17 protein-coding genes are annotated in these 23,304 nt (G+C 71.0%); 4 read left to right on the forward strand and 13 right to left on the reverse strand.

All coding sequences use genetic code 11. From position 1 onward, the window contains the following. Window positions 1–66: 66 nt before the first annotated feature. Window positions 67–1,056 carry an acrylyl-CoA reductase (NADPH) gene (gene acuI / locus EV685_RS16190; protein ID WP_130483083.1) on the forward strand — a complete coding sequence of 330 codons (990 nt, stop codon included), beginning with the start codon at window positions 67–69 and terminating at the stop codon, window positions 1,054–1,056. Then, the gene (locus EV685_RS16195) at window positions 1,053–4,766 is read left to right on the forward strand and encodes a hydantoinase B/oxoprolinase family protein (RefSeq protein WP_130483084.1); all 3,714 of its coding nucleotides are present in this window, start codon (window positions 1,053–1,055) and stop codon (window positions 4,764–4,766) included. Before acuI ends, EV685_RS16195 begins: the two co-directional genes overlap by 4 nt. On the opposite strand, the gene EV685_RS16200 is transcribed toward EV685_RS16195, so the two are convergent. Beyond that, window positions 4,741–7,551, reverse strand: a complete 2,811-nt coding sequence (locus EV685_RS16200) for a S8 family serine peptidase (protein ID WP_165396827.1) — start codon at window positions 7,549–7,551, stop codon at window positions 4,741–4,743. The two genes, EV685_RS16195 and EV685_RS16200, sit on opposite strands and share 26 nt — an antisense overlap. A gap of 262 nt (window positions 7,552–7,813) precedes the next feature. On the opposite strand from EV685_RS16200, the gene EV685_RS16205 reads away from it, so the two are divergent. Then, window positions 7,814–8,620, forward strand: coding sequence for an alpha/beta fold hydrolase (locus tag EV685_RS16205; RefSeq protein WP_130483086.1), 807 nt, complete (start codon window positions 7,814–7,816; stop codon window positions 8,618–8,620). Then, window positions 8,613–11,471: an EAL domain-containing protein gene (locus tag EV685_RS16210; protein WP_130483087.1), complete on the forward strand. Its 2,859-nt coding sequence runs from the start codon at window positions 8,613–8,615 to the stop codon at window positions 11,469–11,471. The genes EV685_RS16205 and EV685_RS16210 overlap by 8 nt, the downstream gene beginning before the upstream one ends. 95 nt (window positions 11,472–11,566) lie before the next feature. On the opposite strand, the gene EV685_RS16215 is transcribed toward EV685_RS16210, so the two are convergent. From EV685_RS16215 to EV685_RS16265, 12 genes are all read right to left on the reverse strand, one after another. Further along, a complete protein-coding gene (locus EV685_RS16215; RefSeq protein ID WP_130483088.1) occupies window positions 11,567–12,826 on the reverse strand; it encodes an MFS transporter in 1,260 nt (419 codons plus the stop codon). Further along, complete coding sequence (locus tag EV685_RS16220; RefSeq protein WP_130483089.1) at window positions 12,823–13,605, reverse strand: urease accessory protein UreF; 783 nt, start codon at window positions 13,603–13,605, stop codon at window positions 12,823–12,825. The genes EV685_RS16215 and EV685_RS16220 overlap by 4 nt, the downstream gene beginning before the upstream one ends. Continuing rightward, on the reverse strand, window positions 13,602–14,354 hold the full coding sequence (gene ureE, locus EV685_RS16225; RefSeq protein WP_130483090.1) for an urease accessory protein UreE: 753 nt from the start codon (window positions 14,352–14,354) through the stop codon (window positions 13,602–13,604). The genes EV685_RS16220 and ureE overlap by 4 nt, the downstream gene beginning before the upstream one ends. Before the next feature lie 81 nt (window positions 14,355–14,435). Beyond that, window positions 14,436–14,957, reverse strand: a complete 522-nt coding sequence (locus EV685_RS16230) for a TPM domain-containing protein (RefSeq protein WP_130483091.1) — start codon at window positions 14,955–14,957, stop codon at window positions 14,436–14,438. Next, on the reverse strand, window positions 14,957–15,892 hold the full coding sequence (locus EV685_RS16235; RefSeq protein ID WP_242615627.1) for a TPM domain-containing protein: 936 nt from the start codon (window positions 15,890–15,892) through the stop codon (window positions 14,957–14,959). Before EV685_RS16235 ends, EV685_RS16230 begins: the two co-directional genes overlap by 1 nt. After that, window positions 15,889–16,500 carry a LemA family protein gene (locus EV685_RS16240; RefSeq protein WP_130483092.1) on the reverse strand — a complete coding sequence of 204 codons (612 nt, stop codon included), beginning with the start codon at window positions 16,498–16,500 and terminating at the stop codon, window positions 15,889–15,891. The genes EV685_RS16235 and EV685_RS16240 overlap by 4 nt, the downstream gene beginning before the upstream one ends. A 1,131-nt stretch (window positions 16,501–17,631) precedes the next feature. After that, window positions 17,632–19,359, reverse strand: coding sequence for an urease subunit alpha (gene ureC / locus EV685_RS16245; RefSeq protein ID WP_130483093.1), 1,728 nt, complete (start codon window positions 19,357–19,359; stop codon window positions 17,632–17,634). Window positions 19,360–19,411: 52 nt separating this feature from the next. After that, a complete protein-coding gene (locus EV685_RS16250; protein ID WP_130483094.1) occupies window positions 19,412–19,720 on the reverse strand; it encodes an urease subunit beta in 309 nt (102 codons plus the stop codon). A gap of 22 nt (window positions 19,721–19,742) precedes the next feature. Further along, window positions 19,743–19,919: a hypothetical protein gene (locus EV685_RS20660; protein WP_165396828.1), complete on the reverse strand. Its 177-nt coding sequence runs from the start codon at window positions 19,917–19,919 to the stop codon at window positions 19,743–19,745. 105 nt (window positions 19,920–20,024) lie between these two features. Beyond that, window positions 20,025–20,327: an urease subunit gamma gene (gene ureA, locus EV685_RS16255; protein ID WP_130483095.1), complete on the reverse strand. Its 303-nt coding sequence runs from the start codon at window positions 20,325–20,327 to the stop codon at window positions 20,025–20,027. Between the two features lie 90 nt (window positions 20,328–20,417). Further along, window positions 20,418–21,515, reverse strand: coding sequence for a hypothetical protein (locus EV685_RS16260; protein WP_130483096.1), 1,098 nt, complete (start codon window positions 21,513–21,515; stop codon window positions 20,418–20,420). A 74-nt stretch (window positions 21,516–21,589) separates the two neighbouring features. Beyond that, complete coding sequence (locus EV685_RS16265; protein WP_130483097.1) at window positions 21,590–23,176, reverse strand: hypothetical protein; 1,587 nt, start codon at window positions 23,174–23,176, stop codon at window positions 21,590–21,592. Window positions 23,177–23,304 lie beyond the last annotated feature (128 nt).

Raw genomic sequence — 23,304 nt, forward strand, 5'->3', positions numbered from 1 at the left:
GGTGGCTGCAGCCCTGAGCCAGGGCCCTTAGCATCGTTGCTCCGACGAACCGAGGAGACCCCAACGATGTTCCGCGCCATCCTGCTGCAACGAGCCGAAGACAAGTCCACGCTGGCCAGCCTTGACACGCTGGACGAGGCCCAGCTGCCCGACCGCGATGTGAGCATCGCCGTCGAGTGGTCCACCCTGAACTTCAAGGACGGCCTGGCCCTGACCGGCCGAGGCGCCGTCGTGCGGCAATGGCCGCTGGTACCCGGCATCGATCTGGCCGGCACCGTGACCGCCAGCCGCGACCCGCGTTGGCAGCCTGGACAGCGGGTCGTCGTGACCGGTTGGGGACTGGGCGAGTCCTACTGGGGCGGCCTGTCCGAACAGGCCCGTGTCGACGCCGGATGGGCGCTCGAACTGCCGGCCTCGATGAGCACCCGCGACGCGATGTCGCTCGGCACCGCCGGCTTCACCGCCGCGCTGTGCGTCATGGCGCTGCGCGACAAGCACGGCCTCAAGCCCGGTGATGGCGAGGTGCTGGTGACCGGCTCGGCCGGTGGCGTCGGCTCGATCGCCATCGCGCTGCTGGGCAGCCTGGGCTACCGCGTCATCGCCTCGACCGGCCGGCCGCAGGAACGCGACTACCTGGTCGAACTCGGCGCCGCCGACATCCTCGACAGGAACACGCTGAGCGCCGCCGGCAAGCCGCTGCAGGCCGAGCGCTGGGCCGCTGTGGTCGACACCGTGGGCAGCCACACGCTGGCCAATGCCTGCGCGCAGACCCGCTTCCACGGCGCCGTCGCGGCCTGCGGCCTGGCTCAGGGCGGCGACTTCCCGTCGACCGTCATGCCCTTCATCCTGCGCGGCGTGACGCTCTACGGCATCAACAGCGTGCTGACCCCCAACGACGAGCGCCAGCGCGCCTGGCAACTGCTGGCCGACCACGTCTCGCGCGACCAGCTCGCCCGCATGACCCAGGAGATCGCGCTGAGCGAGGCCATCGCCTTCGCGCCCAACGTGATCGACGGCAAGGTGCGTGGGCGGACGGTGGTGGATGTGCAGCGGTGAGCCCCCGCTGGCAGTTCTGGATCGACCGCGGCGGCACCTTCACGGATGTGGTGGGGCGGGCGCCGGACGGGCGGTTGCATACCGCCAAGCTGTTGTCCGAGGCGCCGGGGCAGTACGCCGATGCGGCGGTCGAAGGCATGCGCCGTTTGCTGGGGTTGGGGCCGGATGAGGCCATCACGCCGGCACGGGTGGCCGTCGTCAAGATGGGCACGACGGTGGCGACCAATGCGCTGCTGGAGCGCCGGGGCGAGCCGACGCTGCTGGTGACGACTGCCGGCTTTCGCGATGCCTTGCGCATCGGCACGCAGCACCGGCCGAAGCTGTTTGCGCGTCAGATCGTGCGGACCGGGCCGCTGGCGGCGGCGGTGGTCGAGGCCCACGAGCGCATCGGCGCCGACGGCCGTGTCGTCATGCCCCTGGACGAAGCCGCCCTGCGCGCCGACCTGGCGCAGCAACATGCGGCCGGGCTGCGGGCTTGCGCCATCGTCTTCGTGCATGGCTGGCGCCATCCGCAGCACGAGGCCCGCGCGGCCGAGATCGCCGCCGCGCAGGGCTACACGCAGGTGTCGGTCTCGCACCGCGTCAGCCCGCTGATGAAGCTGATCCCGCGTGGCGACACCAGCGTGGTCGACGCCTACCTGTCGCCGGTGCTGCGTCGTTACGTTGACCAGCTGGCCGCGCAGCTGCACGGCGTGCCGTTGCTGTTCATGCAGTCCTCCGGCGGCTTGACCGAGGCCAGCCATTTCGCCGGCAAGGACGCCGTGCTGTCCGGGCCGGCCGGCGGCATCGTCGGCATGGTGCGCACGGCCCAGGCCGGCGGCCATGAACGGGTGATCGGCTTTGACATGGGCGGCACGTCGACCGACGTGTCGCACTTCGCCGGTGAACACGAACGGGCCTTCGACACCGAGGTGGCCGGCGTTCGCCTGCGCGCGCCGATGCTGAGCATCCACACGGTCGCGGCCGGTGGCGGCTCGGTCATCGGCTACGACGGCGCCCGGCTGCGCGTCGGTCCGGCCTCGGCTGGCGCCGATCCAGGGCCGGCCAGCTACGGCCGGGGCGGGCCGCTGGCCGTGACCGATGCCAACGTGCTGCTCGGCCGGCTTCAGCCCGAGCACCTGCCAGCTGTGTTCGGCCATGACGGCCGACAGTGGCTCGACCGCGCCGTCGTGCAAGACCGTTTTGAAGCGCTGGCCGCCGACGTGAGCGCCTCGACCGGCCAGCCCGCCACGGCCGAGTCCATCGCCGAAGGCTGTCTGGCGATAGCCGTGGCGCACATGGCCCATGCGGTCAAGAAGATTTCGGTCGCCCGTGGCCACGATGTCAGCGGCTACACGCTGCAATGTTTCGGCGGTGCCGGCGGCCAGCACGCCTGCGCGGTGGCCGATGCGCTGGGCATGTCCACCGTGCTGATCCACCCACTGGCCGGCGTGTTGTCGGCCTACGGCATGGGCCTGGCCGATCAGACCGCCACGCGGCAGGCGGCGCTGGAAGCGCGGCTGGACGCGGCCGGCCTGGCCGCCGCACGCGAGCTGGCCGAGCGCTTGACCGGCCTGGCCCGCGACGAGCTCATCGCCCAGCATGTCGATCCCGCCGCCATCGGCCATGCCGCACAACTTCACCTGCGCTACGACGGCACCGACACGACGCTGGCCGTGCCACTGGCCGACCTGGGCGCGGTCGAATCCGCCTTCGATGCCGCCTACCGGCAGCGCTACGCCTTCCTGATGCCGGGCCGGGCGCGCGTGATCGAGTCGGTCTCGGTCGAAGCCACCGCCCGCGCCGAGCCGGTCGACGAGCCTTGCTTGCCCGCGACACCACACCGCCCCGCGCCCGCCGCGCCGATCCGCCTGCATGCCCAAGGTCGCTGGCAGGACGCCGGCCTGCACCGCCGGGAGGACCTTCAGCGCGGTGCCCGCATCGACGGTCCGGCCGTCATCGCCGAACGCAACGCGACCACGGTGGTCGAGCCCGGCTGGCAGGCCGAGCTGGACGGGCGTGCCCACCTGCTGCTGCGGCGCGTCGCGGCCCTGCCTCGCGAGAAGGCCGATGAACACGGGAAGAACGCCACATCGGTCGACCCGGTGCAGCTGGAGATCTTCAACCAGCGCTTCATGGCCATTGCCGAACAGATGGGGCTGCGGCTGCAGAACACAGCGACCTCCGTGAACATCAAGGAGCGGCTGGACTTTTCCTGCGCCCTGTTCGACGGCAACGGCGCGCTGATCGCCAATGCGCCGCACATCCCCGTGCATCTCGGTGCGATGAGCGATGCGGTGCGCCACGTCATCGCGCGCAACCCCGACCTGCGTCCTGGCGAGGTCGTCATGCTCAACGACCCTTACCACGGCGGCACCCACCTGCCCGACGTGACGGTGGTGACGCCCGTGTTCGCGCAAGGGGCCGACGCCGAGCGCCTGAGCACCGCCGATGCGCTGTTCTTCGTTGCCTCGCGCGGGCACCACGCCGACATCGGCGGGATCACGCCGGGCTCGATGCCGCCGTTCTCGCGCCGCATCGACGAGGAGGGCGTGCGCATCGACAACTTCCGCCTTGTCTCGCGGGGCGAGCTGCGCGAAGACGCCCTGCGTGCCGCGCTGGCCAGCGGCCCGCACCCGGCCCGCAACCCGGCGCAGAACCTGGCCGATCTGCGGGCCCAGATGGCGGCCAACGAACGTGGCGTGCAGGAACTGCATGCCCTGGTGCGGCAGGTCGGACTGGCCACCGTGCGCGCCTACATGGGCCATGTGCAGGACCATGCCGAGGCCTGCGTGCGGCAGGCCATCCGCCGGCTCGATCCGGCCCTGGCGCCCGAAGGCGGGCGCTTCGCGGTCACGCTGGACAACGGCGCGGTGGTGGCCGTGGCCATCACGCTGGACCGCGTCGCCGGCAGTGCCCGCATCGACTTCAGCGGCACCTCGCCGCAGCAGGACCACAACTTCAACGCGCCGCGTTCGGTGACGCTGTCGGCGCTGCTCTACGTCTTTCGCACCCTGGTGGACGACGACATCCCGCTCAATGCCGGCTGCCTCCAGCCGCTGGAGCTCGTCATGCCCGCAGGCTGCCTGCTGGACCCGCAGCCGCCGGCCGCCGTGGTGGCCGGCAACGTCGAGACCTCGACCGCCGTGACCCATGCGCTTTACGGCGCCCTGGGACTGCAGGCCAGCGCCCAGCCGACGATGAACAACATCACCTTCGGCAATGCCCAGGTCCAGTACTACGAGACCGTCGCGGGCGGCTCGGGCGCGGGCATCCGGCTCGGCGCCGGTCCGGCACCGTGGCCGGACGACGCCGGATTCGACGGCTGCGACGTCGTCCAGACCCACATGACCAACTCGCGCCTGACCGACCCGGAGGTGCTGGAGTGGCGCTACCCGGTGCGCCTCGAACGCTTCGAGATCCGCACGGGCTCGGGCGGCGCCGGCCGCTGGCACGGTGGCAACGGCGCCACCCGCGTGATTCGCTTCGACGCGCCGATGACGCTGTCGGTGCTTGCCAACGGCCGCGTCCATCCGGCCTTCGGCCTGCAAGGTGGCTCAGCCGGTGAGCCTGGGCGCAACCACGTCGTGCGCGCCGATGGCCGCATCGAGGTGCTCGGCCACATCGGCCAGGTTGAGGTCGCGCCGGGCGACCGGCTGGTGCTGGAGACGCCCGGCGGTGGCGGCTACGGCGCGACGGCGCCCCTCACCGCGTCCCGAACGCCTGCTTGAGCGGCACGGCGGGCTGCAGCGACCAGCCGCCACGCGGACCGGCCTTGCCGCCGGCACTGGCGGCCTGGATCGCGATGCCCGACAGCGGCGCCACCTGCAGGTCCAGGTCGCTGCGATCGCCGTTCAACGTGATCACCGCGAGATCGGCGTTGGCCGACAACAGCGGGTAGGCGCCACAGGCTTCGCCGCGCTGGCAGATGAAGTCGTCGTTGTCGAGATCGCTGCCCGCCACGACCGAAACCGTCTTGCCGGCGTAGCCAGCATGGCGCCAACTCAGCGTGCCGTCGCTGGCTCGGTTGGCCAGCGTGAAGGCGACGGTGTTGCCGCTGTCCGGGTCGATCAGCAGCACGTAGATCGGACCGAGGTCGCCGTTGACGCTGGCCCCGGCGGCGAGCTTGCGCACCGACACCGGCACGACCAGCGTGCGGGACGAGGACGGCGGGCCGGCCGTCGACACGGTGAAGCTCAGGTTTGCATAGAAGGTGCCGACGGCCAGTGCGGCGCGGTTGACCTGCACGGTGTAACGACCGAGCCCGGCCGTCGACGATGTGGGCGCCACGGCCGTGATCGCCGGGTTGTCGCTGGTCACCGAGACGACCCGCTCGGAGGTGGTGGCCGTCACGCCCAGGTCGAGCGTGGCGAGCGTGGCGATGCTGCCGAGATCGAGCCGCGAGGGGGTCGCGATCACGCGGCCTTCTGGCGCGGGTGCGCCACCGGCCAGCGCCAGCGCGGCATCCACCGCCTTGCGGGCGTTGACCCGGCCGTGGCCGTAGGTGGTGTCGTGACCGGTGGCGCCAAGGTCGTCACCGAGTGAGCCGTTGACCAGCAACGCGTCGATCTGGTCGACCGTCAGGCCCGGGTGCACATAGCGCATCAAGGCCAGCACGCCGGCCACGTGCGGCGCGGCCATCGAGGTGCCCTGCATGCCGCCGAAGGCCGGCTGGCGCACACCATTGGCGTCGAAGGTGGCGATGTCGCTGTAGACCGCGTCGGCGACACCGGTGCCGGTGGTCGAGCGGCGCGTGTCACCGCCGGGCGCGGCCAGGGCGATCTGTTCGCCAACATTGGAATACGGCGCCTTCTGCGCCTGGGCATCGAGCGCGCTGACCGCGATCGCACCGGCGCAGTTGGCCGGCGAGCCGACCGGCGCGGCCGAGTTGCCCGCCGCCACCACCACCGCCACGCCGGCCGCACGCACCGCCGCGATGGCATCGCGGAAGGCCGGCTCACAGGCGCCGTCGCTGCCCAGGCTCATGTTGATGACGTCGGCCTTGCGCGCCGGCAGCAGGCCGGTGTTGTTGCTCAGGCCAGCGGCATAACGCATCGCGTTGACGATGTCGTTCGTGGTCGCCCCGCCGGACGCCGGAAACACCCGCAGCGGCAGGATCAAGGCCATCGGTGCCACCCCCGCGCCGCCGATGCCGTCGAAGGTCGACGCAGCCACCGTGCCGGCGACATGGGTGCCGTGGAAGACGGGCTGGTCGGCCGGCCCGGCGGTGTTGTCGCCGCTGGCCAGGTTGCCATCTCCGGACCTCACGTTGGAGAGAAAGGCCCGGCCGCTGGACGCCAGCTGCGGCGCCAGATCCGGGTGGTTGAGCATCACCCCGTCATCGATCACCGCGACGATCGGCCGCAGCGTCGGCTGGGTCGGCAAGCCGGCGATGCGCTCCATCGCGGCGGGCAGCTGGATCTGCTCGTAGTGCCAGCGCTGGTAGACGTAGCTGCGGTCATTGGGCGGGTAGGTGCCCACCAGTTGGCGCACCTGCAGGCGCTGGTGGATGTGGTTGGGCTGCACGTAGTCGTAGGCGCCCGTGGCCTGCAGGGCCTTGGCGAGCTTGAGGGTGTCGGTCAGCGCACGCGCCGGGCTGTCGGCCTGGACGGCCGCAGTGACCTGGGCGGTGGTGGATGTGGCGGACTTGCTGGATGAAACGGCGGCGTTCGTCCCCCGCAAGACCTGTTGCGCCTGTGCACGACCTGCCGGCGAGGCGGGCAGGCGCAGCAGATGCGGTCGGCCCGCATCGCCCGATGCCGGCAGACCCAGGATGCCGCTGGTCGCCAGCCGCGCGTCCAGGTTGGCGCGTGCGGACGTCGCCAGCGTGCCCACAGGCCCGGTGGAACGAGGCTGCGCGACCAGTTGCCCCGGCACCGTCGCCACCGCAGCGGTCGATGCGGGGCAGGCCGACGCCGTGTCCGGTGCGCCGATGCGCAGGTTGTAGATCGCCGCGCCCGAGAAGGCGTAGACGTTGACGCGGTAGGTGCCACCGGTCGTCACCCGTACACATTCATGGCGGGTGTCGACGCCGATCGAGCTGCCCTGCTCCGGTCCGGTCGCCGACAAGACATAGAGATCCAGGTCGGCATCGAGCGGATCGGCCGCCGATTCCAGCTCGACCACCTGACCGGCCACCAAGTCGACCTGAAACCAGTCGTCCGCATCGCCCGGCTCGAAGTTGTTGCCGGCCGGGCCAGTGCCCACCACGTTGACGGTGCCGACCAGCAACAGCGGCGCTGTCACGGGCTGTGCCTGATCTGGAAGGTCATTGACGGTGTAGGCGCGCTGCGTCAGCTGGCCAACGTCGTTGAGGTCCGAATCAACCGCCGCGTTCGCCGCCACGCTGATCCGGCCGGACAGGTCGTGCGTGCTCTTGCCCGAACCGCCGCAAGCACCCAGCGCCAGCGTGAGTCCGAGGGCGACGCCGAGGGCTATCCACCCAGGCCCGGAACGGCGGCGGCCCTCCGTTGGTGAATCAGGCGAGGGCGGCGCTGTGAGACGGTTGGGCGACATGTTCGGACGGCTCCCTGAGGCTGTTGGCCCGATCGTAGCCAGCCCAGGTGGCACCTTGAAGGCATCACCCGCCCATCGACCCGAGCGATGCATCGCGTTGTCGATTCTTTGTCGACTGCACCGGCCGCAGTCGCCCTGCGGCGACGCGGCAACGCGGCGATGCCAGCGAATGGCAATCCTCTGCGCGTGGAAATTGCACGGCGCCGCCGCGCGGGCCTGGACTACGCTCTGCACTTCTGCCCCGATGTGGAACAGGCCGACGATGCTGCGAGAACTGAATGTCCACATCCTGCCCGCCGAGGGCTCCGGGCCGGCGCAGACCGTGTTGTTGGCGCATGGCTATGGCTGCGACCAGTCGCTGTGGCGTGAGGTCGCGCAGGCCTTGCCGCAGGCGCGCCGGGTGCTGTTTGACTGGCCGGGCGCTGGCGGGTCCGATCCGGATGCCTACGACGCCGGCCGTCATGCCAGCCTGGACGGCTATGCCGACGACCTGCTGGCGCTGATGGCGGCGCTGGACCTGCACGATGCCGTCGTGGTGGGCCATTCGGTGGCCGGGACCATCGCGGCGATCGCAGCGGCGCGTGAGCCGGGGCGCTTCGGGCAACTGGTGATGGTGGCGCCGTCGCCGTGTTTCATCAACGATCCGCCCGGCTACGAAGGCGGTTTCGACCGCCCGCAGCTGGAAGCGCTGATCGACGCGCTGGCCGACGGTCAGGCCGCCTGGTCGCGCGCCGTGGCGCCGGTCGTGATGGGCAACCCGGACCGCCCAGAGCTGTCGGACCAGCTGGCCGACAGCTTCTGTGCGATGGACCCGGCGATCGCCCTGCGCTGGGCCCGGGCCACCTTCCTGACCGACATCCGCGCCCTCGTGCCGCGCGTGAACGTGCCTTGCTTGGTGCTGCAGTGCCAGTCCGACGCGCTGGCACCGATGGCGGTCGGGGACTGGTTGGCCGCCCACCTGCCGGTGAGCCGGCAGGTCAGCCTGCAGGCCACCGGCCATTGCCCGCATGTCAGCGCACCGGCCGAGGTCGCGCACGTGTTGAGCCACTGGATGGGCTGGCGTGGCTGACACCGGTCGCATCGCGACCGTCGACGCGCCCGATCTGGCCCCGCTGGCGCGGCATTGGTTGAGGCTCGATGCCAACGGCCATGTCCTGGCGCTGTCGCCGGCGCTGGCTGCCGACGCGGCCAGCGTGGCGCCGGTGATCGGCCAGCCCTTCGCGGCAGCCCTGGTACCGGCCTCGCAACTGATCTGGGCCGTCCAGCAATGGCCGACCCTGAAGCGCCAGGGCGTCCTGCAGGAAACCCTGCTGGAGCTGGCCGGTGCCGGACCGGACCGATCGCCGTGGCCGGTGACCTCGACCTGGTGCGTCGAGCCGGGACGCACGCCGCCGTCCTTCATCGGCCTGTTGACGCCCGGCCACGAGCGCCAGCGCCTGATGGCCGACCTCAAGCGTGCGCGCAGCAGCCTGGATGCCATTCCCGGGGCGCTGCTGCAGATCGAGCTGCAGCCCGACCGCTCGCTGAGGTTTCCCTATGCCAGCAGCACCCTGCTCGAACTGTTCGGCGTCACGCCGACGCAGGTGGCGTCGAACTCGCAGCTGATGTTCAAGGTCTTCACGCCCGACAGCCAAGGCCGGCTGGTCGAGGCGCTGCTGGAAGCGACCACGGCCGGCGCGTCGACCTGGAAGGTGATCCTGACGCTGCAGCGCCAGCCTCGGCGGCGGCTCGAACTGGTCGCACGTCGTTCACCCGCCGACCTGGTCTGGCATGGCCTGGTCACCGACGTGAGCGAGCGCGAGCAGCTGCAGACCGAACTGCGCGAGCAGGCCGAGACCGATCCGCTGACCCGGCTGGCGAACCGGCCCGCGCTGATGGCCCTGATGCGCAGCCGGCTGCAAGCCGGTCAGCCCTTCGCGGTGCTGTTCATGGACTGCGACCGCTTCAAGCAGGTCAACGACAGCCTCGGCCACGACGCCGGTGACGACCTGCTGCGCCAGATGGCGCGGCGGCTGCGGCAAGGCCTGCGACCGATCGACGACCTGGCCAAGCTGGCCAACCCGGCCGTTGCCGCAGGCACCTCCGGCTCGGAAGCCGGCCCCGTCGCCAACCCGCCGGGCGCCGTCGCCGCGCGCCTGGGCGGCGACGAGTTCGTGGTGCTGGCCGACGGCATCGCCAGCACCCAGGCCGTGGCGGCGCTGGCCGACCGGCTGGTGCAGCTGATGGCCAAGCCGTACAAGCTGCGCGAGATGGAGCTGGTCGCCACCGTCAGCGTGGGCGTCGTGCTGGCTCAGCCCGGCAACACGGCCGAAGACCTGCTGCGCAATGCCGACACGGCGATGTACGAGGCCAAGGGACGTGCGCGCGGGCATTGGGTGATGTTCGAGCCCGCCATGCATGCCCGCGCGGTTGCGGCACTGGCGCTGGAAAGCGATCTGCGCACCGCCCTGCGCACGCGCCAGCTGCGGGTGGCCTACCAGCCGATCGTCGAGATCGCGACCGGCCGCGTGGTGGGCATGGAGGCCCTGGCGCGCTGGCGCCATCCGCTCAAGGGCGAGATCTCGCCCGCCACCTTCATCCCGGTGGCCGAGTCGACCGGGCTGATCGCTGAGCTGGGCGAGTTCATCCTCGTCACCGCCTGCCAGCAGTTTGCCGACTGGCAACGCCACGGCTTGGCCGTGCCGCCTCGCCTGTCGGTCAACCTGAGCAGCGCACAGCTGGCCGACCTTGGCCTGCCCGAGCGCATCCGGCAGATGCTCGAGGACATCGAGCTGCCGGGCAGCGCCCTGCAGCTGGAGATCACCGAGAGCCTGGCGACCAGCGGCCCGACCGTCGAGCGCTCGCTGGCGATGCTGCGCGCGCAGGGCATCCGGCTGGCGCTGGACGACTTCGGGACCGGCCATTCCTCGCTGGCGTCGCTGCAGCAACTGCCGGTGCAGCAGGTCAAGATCGACCGGGCCTTCGTCAGCGACATCGAACACAGCGCCTACCACCGCGCGCTGGTGCAGGCGGTCGTCAAGGTGGCTCATTCACTGAGCCTGGACGTGGTCGCCGAAGGCGTCGAAACCCTGGGCCAGGCCCGCATGCTGGCCGAGCTGGGTTGCCCGCGCGCGCAGGGCTGGCTCTACGCCCGGGCGCTTGAAGCCGACGCCGTCCCCGCGCTGCTGAGCGCGGCGGGGCTGCGGGTGCTCAATCCGCCGTCCTCGGACCAGGACGTTCCGGTGGTTGCCCACCGCGGCTTCCAGGTCGTCGTGACCGACCCGCAGGGGCTGACGGTGCACGTCAACACCGCTTTCAGCATCAACACCGGCTACACGCTGAGCGAGATGCTCGGACGCACGCCGGGATCGGTGCTGCAGCGTGCCGATGCGGACACGGCGTCCGTGCGCCGACTGCGCGACGCGCTGCGCACGGGCGCGGGCTGCATCGGCGTCGAGATCGTCAACTACCGCAAGGACGGCACGGCCTTCGACACGCTGATCGACATCGAGCCGGTGCGCGATGCCGACGGCCGCATCGTGCAGTTCGTGAGCGTGCAGACCGAGGTCAGCGAACTGCGTCGCCAACAGCGCGAACTGAGCGATCTGCGCCAGCGTTTGCAGGACGTCCGTTCACTCGGCCAGATCGGCTTCGTCGAACGCGACGCCATCACCGGCACCGGCCTGGGCGACGCCAACGCCCTGTCCCTGTTCGGCCTGGGCACCGACCAGGCGACACCGGACTGGCGGGACCTGCGAACGCGGGTCCAACCCGACACACTCGCCGACTTCGACCGCTACGTCGACGACGTGCGCGGCGGCATCGAACGCGGCACCTGCCGCTTCCGGGTCGGCAGCCGGCTCATCCAGCTGCAGTGGACACGGCGCGGGCAGAGGCTGCTGGAGACGCTCGTGGATGTGGGCCAGAGCGGGCGAGGGTGAGTGCCGGCCGAGCGCGGCAAGGGCCAGCCGCGCCAGCGCTGCGCGTTCAGCGTGAAGGTGAGCCGGCGGGAGGGAAGGGGAGGTCGCCGAGCGGCCTATGCAGCCCGCCGCTCCAGCGCCCCCCGCCGCCACAGCGCCGGAAACAGCCGGGTCCACAGCCCCGCCACCGCCAGCACGCCGACGCCGCCCAGCAGCACCGAGCCGACCGGGCCGAGGGCGGCGGCGGTGGCGCCGGATTCGAACTCGCCGAGCTGGTTGCTCGCGCCGATGAAGACCGAGTTGACCGCGCTGACGCGGCCGCGCATGGCGTCCGGGGTTTCGAGTTGCACCAGCGTCTGGCGCACCACCACGCTGATCATGTCGGCGGCGCCGGACAGGGCCAGCACCAGCATCGACAGCCACAGCCAGGTCGACAGCGCGAAGCCGACCATGCACAGGCCGTAGAAGGCGACCGCGCCGAACAGCACCGGGCCGGCGTGCTGCAGGCTGGGGCGGCGGGCCAGCCAGATCGACATGGCCAGCGCGCCGACGGCCGGTGCGGCCCGCAGCAGGCCCAGGCCCCAGGGGCCGACGTGCAGGATGTCCTTGGCGAAGATCGGCAGCAGCGCCGTGGCGCCGCCCAGCAGCACCGCGAACAGGTCCAGCGAGATGGCGCCCAGCAGCACCGGCTGGCCGCGCAGGAAGTGCACGCCGGCCCAGACTGCTGACCAGCCCTTGTTGTCCGGATCGGGCTGCGGCCGGGCATGCACGACACCCAGGGCGCAGCCGAAGGCGATCACCAGCAGGCCGGTGCAGACACCGTGCACGACGGCCGGGCCGAACGCATAGAGCAGACCGCCGAGCGCCGGCCCGCCGATCACCGCGATCTGCATGCCGCTGGAACTCAGCGCCACCGCGCGAGCCAGCATGTCGGCGGGCACCAGCAGGGCCGGCAGGGCCTGCGTGGCCGGGGTCTGGAAGGCGCGCGCGACGCCCAGCAGCACCGACAACGCCAGCACCGCGTCGCGGTCCAGCCAGCCACCGAACCCGCCGAGCTGACCGCCGGCCAGGCTGCCCAACACCAGCGCCAGCGCGATCAAGGTCTGCATCACCGTGGTCGCCTGCAGGATGCGCGAGCGCCGGTGCCGATCGGCCATGGCACCGGCCGGCAAGGTGAAGACCAGCGCCGGCGCGAACTGCGCCAGACCGACCAGGCCGAGGTCCCAGGCGCTGTTGGTCAGCTCGTACATCTGCCAGCCCAGCGCCACCATCATCATCTGGCTGGCGGTCTGGGTGGTGACGCGGGTGAGCCAGAAACGGCGGTAGGCGCGGATGGCCCAGAGGCCGGCGAGGCCGCCCGGCGCCGCGTCGCTCACGACCTGAACAAGCGCGAGTACTGCGCTTCGTGGCGGGCCGACAGGATGGCCAGCATCGGTGTGTGAGCCTGCCGGGTCTGGTCGTCCAGCGTCATCGCGTGGTCGATGGCGGCGGGCAGGGCGTCCACCAGCGCGGCCAGGATGCGCTGGCCGGCGCTCTGGCCCAGTGGCACGGCCTTCAGCGCGGCCTGGACCATGTTCTCGGCCCAGCCAAAGCCGTGCGCCAGCAAGGCCTGCTGCAGCGGCGCGCCGCTGCGGGCCAGCGCCAGTGCGTGGGCGACGGGCCAGGTCGGCGCAGGCTTGAGGGCACCGAGCTGGGCGATGCGGGGGTCGGCGGGATGATCGTGTTCATCGGCCATCCCGGGCGCCCCGGCCTGCTGGATGCGCAGCCATTCATGCAGCGAGCGGCCCATCTGCTCGGTCTGCTGGCGCAGCTCCTGGGTCTCGCGGGTCGTCCGCACCCAGGTGTTGAGGGCTTCGATGCGGGTCAGGTCGGCATGGCCGTCTTGCGGCGACTCCCGGTTGTCGTTGCCGCCACGCCAGGCGCGGATCGCGTCGGCCACCACCGGCAGGTCTGATCGGGCCAGCCCGAGCCGCAACTGGTCGACCAGCCAGCGCCGGGCCGCTGCTTCGTCACGCACCAGGCCCGCGTCGACGGCCGCCTCCAGCCCTTCGGAGTAGCTGAAGCCACCGACGGGCAGCACCGGCGAGGCAAGCCAGATCAGCTTGAGCAGCGCCGTGGCATCGAGTGGCGCGGGAGACGCAGGAGATGCGGTCATGTGTGCTTGTGGCCGTGACCGTGCCCATGATCGTGCCCGTGGTCGTGGTCATGCCCATGGTCGTGCCCGTGATCATGGCCATGTGCCGGCCCATGATCGTGCCCGCAACCCGGGCCGTGCACATGCGGCACGGCCGCCGCCTGCACGGCGATGCCCAGTGGCTTGCCGCGCGACGGCGCGGCTGCGGGCGTGTGGGCGTGAGCGTGGCCGTGGTCATGCGGGTGGTCGTGCGCGTGGCCGTTCGCATGGTCGTGTGAATGGTCGTGTGCAGGGCCATGCGCATGGCCATGCCCTCCCGCCGCATACGCGCCGCCTTCGGGCTCGAAGGCGCTGGCCTCGCTGCTGACGATCAGGTGCATCTGCCGCAGCATGTCCGCCAGCACGTGGTCGGGTTCGAGCTTGAGGTGATCGGCTTGCAGCTCCAACTGCACATGGCGGTTGCCCAGGTGGTAGGCCGCACGCAGCAGGTCAAAGGGGCTGCCGTGTTCGGCGCAGGCGCGCACCACCAGCACGTCCTGCGGCGCGGCGATGACGCGCACCAGGCTGCCGTCCTCGACCACCAGCACGTCGCCGCCGCGCACCACCTGACCACGCGCGAGGAAGACGCCGATGTGGCGACCCGCGCTGTCATGGGCATCGAAGCGGCTTTTCTGGCGGGTGTCCCAGTCCAGCTCGACGCTGGCGGCACGCTTGAGCAGCACGTTGGCAAGGCCGCGGCCCTGGGGGATCAGCTTGTTGACGGTGAGCATGACGGCAGGCGGCGGGGCAGGTCGCCGCAGGTTCGGGAAAGGCGGAATTCTCCCGCAGGACGCATGCCCGTGCCGGCGGTCTCAGTGCAGCGCCGGTGCGTCGCCCAGCTCGTTGCGATCGGCCTGTCCGGCGATGCGCGGGCAGTGCGCCTGCAGCAGGTCGCCGACCCGGTCGATGGCGATGGCCAGGCCTTCCTCAAAGCGCCCGGCCGCCAAGGCCGGTCCCATCGCGTCGACGATGGCCTGCCACTGCGCCGGGCTGACGTGCGGGTTCAGGCCGCGGTCGGCCACGATCTCGATCGCGTGGTCGGCCAGCAGCAGGTAGACCAGCACGCCGCTGTTGGCCTCGGTGTCCCAGACGCGCAGCTTGCCGAACATCATCACCGCGCGTTCGCGGGCCGGTGCGCCGCGCCGCAGGTAGGACAGCGGCAGGCCAGCCTCGATGCACAGGCGCAGCTCGCCGGCATGGCGGGCCTCGCTGGCCTGCACACGCGCGGTCAGGCGTTCGAGCGCCCCGTCGCCCAAGGTGCGCGGGACTTGGCGCGGATCGGCCAGCAGGTGGCGCAGGACCCGCCAGGTGCGCTGCAACAGCGTCGTCGACATCACCAGTTCCCCGAGGCGCCACCGCCGCCGAAATCGCCGCCGCCACCGGCGCTGAAGCCACCCCCGCCGCCACCCCCGCCACCACCCCCGCCGCCCCAGCCACCGTGATGGCCACGGCCACGGCCACGGCCCGACGAGACGGCGTCGCGCAACAGGCCCAGCGCACCCATCGCGCCGATCACCAGCGCGACCACCAGACCCAGCCCGGCGGCGATGCCAGCGAAGGCCAGGCTGGCGCTGAAGTCCCAGACGATCCAGCCGGCCGCTGCCGCCGTCGCCAGCGCACCGAAGCCGCGCCCGGCGACCTGCGTCAGCACGCGGGCGATCAGGGGCACACCGACCAGCGCGATCATGCCCAGGCCGGTCCAGTCGGTGTCGCCGTTCGCATGGCCGGTGGCGCCTTCATCAGGCGTCGGCAGGCCTTCGCCCTTGACCAGCGCCTCGACCCGCGTGATCGCATCGGCCAGTCCTGCCGCCGGTTCACCGCGCCGGAAGGCCGGCGTGATCGCCTGGTCGATGATGCGTTTGGCGGCCAGGTCAGGGATGGCCCCTTCGAGCGCCTTGGCCACCTCGATGCGCAGCTTGCGGTCTTGCGTCGCGACCACCAGCAGCAGGCCGTCACCGACCTCGCGCCGGCCGATCTTCCAGCGCTCGCCGACCCGCTGCGCATAGGCGGCGATGTCCTCGGGCGCCGTCGTCGGCACGATCAGGATGACCATCTGTGTGCCCAGCCGCTGCTCCAGCCCGGCCAGTTGTGTCACCAGCGCATCGTGCTGATCGGCCGGCAGCCAGCCGGCCGCGTCGATCACCCGGTCGCTCAAGGCCGGCACGTCCTGCTGGGCCTGTGCCGGGCCGACCGCGCACAGCGCCAGCATCGGCATCAGCATCGCCAACAGCGCGACGCGCAGCCCGTGACCTAGCCGGGCGATGCTCATTTCGACGCGGCCGTGCCGCCGAAGTCCACCACCGGCGCGGTCGAGATCGCGGCCTCGTTGGCGACCGTGAAGCTCGGCTTGACGGCATAGCCCATCACCATCGCGGTGAGGTTGCTCGGGAAGCTGCGCGCCAGCACGTTGTAGTCGGTCACCGCCTTGATGTAGCGATTGCGCGCCACCGTGATCCGGTTCTCGGTGCCTTCAAGCTGCACGCGCAGGTCCTGGAAGCCCTGATTGGCCTTCAGGTTGGGGTAGTTCTCGGTCACCACCAGCAGCCGGCTCAAGGCGCCGGACAACTCACCTTGCGCGGCCTGGAACTTCTGCAGCGCCTCGGGGTTGTTGAGCAGCTCGGGCGTGACCTGGATGGCCGTGGCCCGCGAGCGCGCCTCGATCACCTTCGTCAGCGTCTCCTGCTCGAAGTTGGCCTCGCCTTTGACGGTGTTGACGATGTTCGGGATCAGATCGGCACGCCGCTGGTACTGGCTCAGCACCTCGGCCCAGCCGGCCTTGACCTGCTCGTCCAGGCGCTGGAACTCGTTGTAGCCACAACCGGTCAAGCCCAGCAGGGCCAGGGTGGCGGTCAGGGCGGCAAGCAGTCGGCGCAGCATCGGCGGTTTCCTCTCGGGTCAGGGCGTTTCAGGTGGAACGCGCGAGGTGTACCACGGTGTTGTGGCGCTTGGCGGCTGGGCGGTCAAGCCGGAGTCAGTCCGCATCTTTCACGTCAGAAGATCGGCGGGCTGCTGGCGTTGTACCCGTGCTGCCGCGGATCCTGGCGTTCCAACAGGCCGACGATCACACCAGTGTTGCAGGGCGGCGCGTGCTCATGGCCTGCGTCGTTGTCTGGCCTTGGCACGGAAAGCAGCCTTGTCAGCCGCGACGCCGTCGCCGCCCAGGCTAGCGATCAGCCCGGCACTTCTCCGCCCGACCGGGGGGCCTGACCGGATTGGTGACCAAGGCGGCGGAGACGACCGTGGCGAAGCGCCGGGCGCGTCCAGCATGGTTTTGGATCGGCGCGCGCCGGCGTGGGGGGTGTGTGAATACACGAAGGCCTTGGCCAACCGGTAGGTGGGACACCCCGTGTCCGACGGGCTGGTGCCGATGGGCCTCCGGACCGAATCGGTGGCAGAGGCGCCGGAGACGACGGTGGGCAAGCGATTGGAGCGTCCAACGCGGTTTTGGATCGGCGCGCGTCGGCATCAGCCCGTCGGACACGGGGTGTCCGACCTACCGGGGGGCGGACCCGATCGGTGGCTGAGGCGCCGGAGACGACGGTGGGCAAGCGATTGGAGCGTCCAACGCGGTTTTGGATCGGCGCGCATCGGCATCAGCCCGTCGGACACGGGGTGTCCGACCTACCGGGGGGCGGACTCGATCGGTGGCTGAGGCGCCGGAGACGACCGTGGGCAGGCGCCGGGTGCGTCCAACACGGTTTTGGATCGGCGCGCGCCGTCGTGGGCGGTGTGTGAAAACACGAAGGCCTTGGCCAACCGGTAGGTCGGACACCCCGTGTCCGACGGGCTGGTGCCGATGGGCCGCCATACCTTGACCGTGTTGGATGCGCCCGGGGGCACGTTCAAGACCGACATCGGCAGTGTCCTGATGCGGGTTCTGTGCGCTGGAACGGAACCCATCAAGCCACGGTCTCCCACAAGGGGTGTGGGCGTTTAACGCGTGTTGATCGATGACATCACGGATGGCTCATGTGATGAGCCATCCGTGATGAGCTTTCCATCAACCGGTCAGAACAGGAAATACCTCTGCGCCATCGGCAGCACCTTGGCCGGTTCGCAGGTCAGCAGCTGGCCGTCGGCGCGGACGGTGTAGGTCTGGGCGTCGATCTCCATCACCGGCGTGTAGCTGTTGTGGACCATGCCGGCCTTCTTGATGCTGCGGCAGCCGCGCACCGCCGACAGGTGCTTGTGCAGGCCGTAGCGGGTGGCCACGTTGTCGGCCAGGGCCGATTGGGACAGGAAGGTCAGCGAGGTCTTGGCAATGGCGCCGCCGAAGCTTCCGAACATCGGTCGGTAGTGGACCGGCTGCGGCGTCGGGATGCTGGCGTTGGGGTCGCCCATCGCGGCCAGGGCGATGAAGCCGCCCTTGAGGACCAGGCTGGGCTTGACGCCGAAGAAGGCCGGCTTCCAGAACACCAGATCGGCCCACTTGCCGACCTCGACCGAGCCGACCTCGTGGCTCACGCCGTGAGCCAGCGCCGGGTTGATGGTCAGCTTGGCGAGGTAGCGCTTGATGCGTTCGTTGTCGTGGCGGTCGCTGTCGCTCGGCAACTTGCCGCGCTGGACCTTCATCTTGTGGGCCGTCTGCCAGCAGCGGATCACCACCTCGCCGACCCGACCCATGGCCTGCGAGTCCGACGAGAACATGCTGATCGCGCCGAGGTCGTGCAGGATGTCCTCGGCGGCGATGGTCTCGCGCCGGATGCGGCTCTCGGCGAAGGCCAGGTCCTCGGCGATGCCCGCGTCCAGGTGATGGCAGACCATCAGCATGTCCAGGTGTTCGTCGAGCGTGTTGACCGTGTAGGGCCGCGTCGGGTTGGTCGAACTTGGCAGCACATTGGCCTCGCCGACCACCTTCATGATGTCGGGCGCATGGCCGCCACCCGCGCCTTCGGTGTGGAAGCTGTGGATGGTGCGGCCCTTGAAGGCGGCCACCGTGTCTTCCACGAAGCCGGACTCGTTGAGCGTGTCGGTGTGGATGGCGACCTGGATGTCGCTTTCCTCGGCCACGTTCAGGCAGTTGTCGATGGCCGCTGGCGTCGTGCCCCAGTCCTCGTGCAGCTTCAGGCCGATCGCGCCGGCCTCGACCTGCTGGCGCAGCGCCTCGGGACGGCTGGCGTTGCCCTTGCCCAGGAAGCCGAGGTTCATCGGGAAGGCATCGGCCGCCTGCAGCATGCGGGCGATGTTCTCCGGCCCCGGCGTGCAGGTGGTGGCAAAGGTGCCGGTGGCCGGGCCTGTACCGCCGCCGATCATGGTGGTGACGCCCGAGGCCAGCGCCTCGTCGATCTGCTGCGGGCAGATCCAGTGGATGTGGGTGTCGATCGCGCCGGCGGTGACGATCAGCCCTTCGGCCGCGATCACCTCGGTGCCCGGGCCGATGACGATGTCCACGCCCGGTTGCACGTCCGGGTTGCCGGCCTTGCCGATGGCGGCGATGCGGTTGCCCTTCAGGCCGATGTCGGCCTTGACGATGCCCCAGTGGTCCAGGATGACCGCGTTGGTGATGACGCAGTCGACCGCGTCACCGGGCCCCGGGCCGTTCGGCCGCTGGCTCTGGCCCATGCCGTCGCGGATGGTCTTGCCGCCGCCGAACTTCACTTCCTCGCCGTAGTGGCCGGCGCGCAGCGTCAGGTCGTGCTCGACCTCCAGGATCAGGTCGGTGTCGGCCAACCGCAGCCGGTCGCCGACGGTGGGGCCGAACATCTCGGCATAGGCTCTTCTCGGGACGGTTGCCATCAGGACTCCTGCGCCCCCTCGGGGGGCAGTGAACGAAGTGAACGTGGGGGTCTCAAGTCAGGGCTCCTTGCACGAGCCCCCTGAAGCCCCAGACCTGCCGGTCGCCGGCGTAGTCGACCAGCTCGACCGTGCGCTGCTGGCCGGGCTCAAAGCGCACGGCGGTGCCGCTGGCGATGTTCAGGCGCATGCCGTGTGCGGCGGCGCGGTCGAAGCTCAGGCCAGCGTTCGTCTCCGCGAAGTGGTAGTGCGAGCCGACCTGGATCGGCCGGTCGCTCGCGTTCTCGACCACCAGCGTGATCGTGCGGCGGCCGGTGTTGATCGGGTGGTCGGGACCGTCGGTGAAGAGTTCGCCGGGGATCATCGGTTTGCCTTGTGCGCTGCGTTCAACGGCCGCGACGGGCCAGCCACAGGCCGACGGCGATGGCTGCGCCGACCAGCCAGAGCGTCGTGTCGCCGGCATGCCAATGGCTCAGGCCGGGCATGCCGTGGCCGTCGTGGGCCTGGGCGTTGACGGCGCTCAGGGCGGTCAGGGCAATCAGGGCGGGGATCAGCGGCTTCATGCGCGGCTCCTGGGAAGGTGAAGAGGGGAAGTTCAAGAGGAGAAGGACGGGGTCGTGCCGCGCCGGCCGGTGCGTGGTGCACCAAGGCGGGTCGCGTGTGGCGGGTCATGCAATGGGCTGGTGCACCGTCACCAACTTGGTGCCGTCCGGAAAGGTGGCCTCGACCTGGATCTCCGGGATCATTTCGGCGACGCCGTCCATGACGTCCTGGCGCGACAGCACCAGCTTGCCGTCGCTCATCAGCTCGGCAACCGTCTTGCCGTCGCGCGCCCCTTCCATGATGGCCGCGCAGATCAGCGCGACAGACTCGGGGTAGTTGAGCTTGAGGCCACGCGCCTTGCGGCGTTCGGCCAGCAGGGCGGCGGTGAAGATCAGGAGCTTGTCCTTCTCGCGCGGGGTCAGTTCCATGTCGTGCTCGGGTCAGGTGGGCCGGGGAGGTCGGCCAGGGTCGCAGCCGCGCAAGGCGCGTGCCACCCGGGAATCACCCGAACACGCGCCTCAGAAGCGGGCCACCAGCCCGGCGCTGACCAGGCCGTAGCGGTGCGAGAACTGGCCCGTCGTCTGGGTGTTGTAGGCCAGCGGCAGCTCGGCCAGGAAGGCATGGTCCATGGCCTGCGCGCGCAGCAGGGCGGCCAGGCCCGGCGCGAGGTCGAGCTGCAGCTCGGCGATCAGCGACTGGCTGGCGCGCAGCGCGGTGCCGCCACGCGCGTCGATCAGCGCGTCGATGCGTTCGCGCCGCCAAGCCGTGCGCTCGTAGCCCATCGTGGCCGACCAGCCGGGCTGGTCCAGGCGCAGGGCCAGCGCGAGATGGCCCAGGCGGGCGCGGTAGTTGGTCTCGGGCTGGGCGGCCGAGGGCAGCAGGGTGTTGGGCACGGCGACGATCAGCGCGTTGCCGCAGCTGTCGGCCGGTGTGGCGACCAGACGTTCGGCGCCGAAGTCCAGCGTGTAGGGGCAGCCGGCGACGTCGGCCGTGCCTTGGACAGCTTGGTTGCCCACGCGGCTGCGGCCAGCGCCGAGGGCGGCATGCAGCGACCAGGCCGGCGTCAGCGCGCGACTCATCAGCAGGTCGAACTGGGTTTGTCGGTCACGCGGGCGTTCGAGGCTGAGCGTGCTCAGGCGGGAATCGAGCGTGCCGGCGACCAGCGCGGCGCGGGTCTGGCGCGTCAGCCGGCGGGCATCGCTGCCCCAGGCCGAGGCGCGCAAGGCCCACAGCGTGGCGGGCCGGGTCAGGCCGGCGTCCAGACGGTCGGGCCCGTTCAGCCGCCACTGGCCACCCAGCTTCCAGCTGCGCAGCGACTGGGTCAGCGCGCCGTCGTCGATGTGGCGTTGCCAGGCGCTGCCGTCGAGCTTGAGGCGGCCGGCCTGCCACAAGGCGCCGGCCTGCCAGCCGCCGTAGTTGCCCACGCTCGTGCCAGCCTTGCCGGCCTGCTGACGCCAGCCCAGCACGTCCAGGCCGCCGTTGGCCGCGTCGCGGGCCAGCGTGAAGGTCAGGCCGGTCGATCCGGCGGCGCGCAGGCCCGCCGGGCCGTTGTCGGCGCTGACGAGCGCGTCCAGCGGTGCGGCTTGGGCCGCGCCGCTGAGCGCGAACGACGCCAAGGTCGCACAGGTCGCACAGGTCACACAGGTCGAGACAGCCGCCAGGACCGCGCCGACCGTGCGCAGGCGGGCGTTCAGAACGTCAGGCGGCCGGTGACCGCCGTGCCGCGCACACGCTCGGCGATGCCGCTGGCGCCCGGGATGGACACGGCGACATTGCCGCGCGGGAAGGGCGTGCCATCGGCCAGGCGCAGGTCGACCTCGCTGACCACCAGCGTGACCTCGAAGGTGCCGGTGCCCGAGAGCATCTGGTCGATCAGGGCGGTGTTGGCCGGGAACTTGCCCTTCATGCCGGCGGCCAGCCGGCTCAGGTCCAGCGAGGCGCCGCCCTCGGGGTTGCTCAGCAGGCTGGTGTCCATGTCCTCGAAACCGTTGCGGCCGGTGCCAAATTCGACCCCGCTGGACGAGCGGGCGTAGAAGTACAGCTCGGAGTTGCGCGACAGCGTCAGGCGGACCTGGCCGGTGCCGGCGTCGCGGCTCAGGCGCAGGTCGTCCAGCAGGAACTGCAGCGTGCGGCCATTGGGTGCCGCGACGTCGCGCACCGACAGGCCGACCGCGACCTTGCGGCCATTGCCGGGCAGGGCGCGCACGTCGGCCGTCAGCGGCAGGCGCAGGGCGGTCAGGTCTGCAAGGCGCAGGCCGCGCAGGTCGACGCCGCTGGCGAACTGGCTCAGCGTGATGCTGCGCGAGCCGCCTTCGAGCGTCGGGCCGACCAGCTCGAAGGTGTCGTCCCGTGCGGCGATGTGGCGGGCCCGGCCCATGCCGTCGTCGTCGCGGCACTCGTTGCGGGCGCCGTCGTAGGCGGCGTCGTCGTCCAGGTCGGTGCCGCTGACGATGGACGTCACGACGCCGTTGTTGAAGTCGTCGCGGATGTCGTCGTAGCGGGTCTTGGCGGCGATGCGCGCGGTGATGCGCTGCAGGCCTTCGGCCAGCAGGTCGGCCGCGCGTGTCTTCGCGGTGCCGGTCAGCGTGCCGACGGGCAGCGTGTCCAGCGCGGCGACGGCGGCCGCGCGGATGGCGGCGTTGCGGGCCACCGCGTCAGTGGCGAGGTCCGTGCCGGCCGGCGTGTCCTGCACATTCGCGACCAGGGCACTCACAGCGGCACTGAAGGCCGTGGCGGGGTCACCGCCCAGCGACTCCACCGCATCGGCGATCTCGTTGAGGATCTTGGCGATGGCGGCGGCCTTGGGGCCGCGTGTGTTGTCGGTGGGCTCGAAGCTGTGGGCGTCCACGCCGGACAGGCCGAGCTTGGCCAGCACGGCGGGGAAGGCGGTGTCGTCCAGGCCGCTGGCGAGTTGCAGGGTCGTGAAGGGCGAGACCACCGAGCCGCCGCGGCGGGCCTTGAACGAGCCCTTGGGCGCGCGCAGCGTGGTGCGGTCGTAGCCGGTGCCGGCCACCGAGGTCAGCGTGCCGCTGCTGCAGCCGGCGATGTCGTAGCGGCCGTTGTCGTCGGTCGTCGCGCTGGCCTCGCCGCTGTCGAGCTGGCTGTCGCCGTCGAGGTCGCAGAACACCGTGGCGCCGATCACCAGGTCGTCGATCAGCACACCCTGGGCGGACGCGCCGGTCCCGCCGGTGCCGATGCCACCACCGCCGCCACAGGCGGCGAGCCCGAAGGCGAGCAGGAGTGACAGGGCCAGCGGGCGCAGTTGGGGACGGGTCATGCAGGAAGCTCCAGGTTCGGGGGGGATGGCCGGCACTCTACGAAGCCGGGCCGAGGCTGTCGTGTGAAGGAAGGGCGCAATTCCGGCCTTGCTCGGGCGATGTGCAAGCAGATTTGTCGGACCTGAAT

The organism is Sphaerotilus mobilis, assembly GCF_004216565.1.
GTDB lineage: Bacteria > Pseudomonadota > Gammaproteobacteria > Burkholderiales > Burkholderiaceae_C > Sphaerotilus > Sphaerotilus mobilis.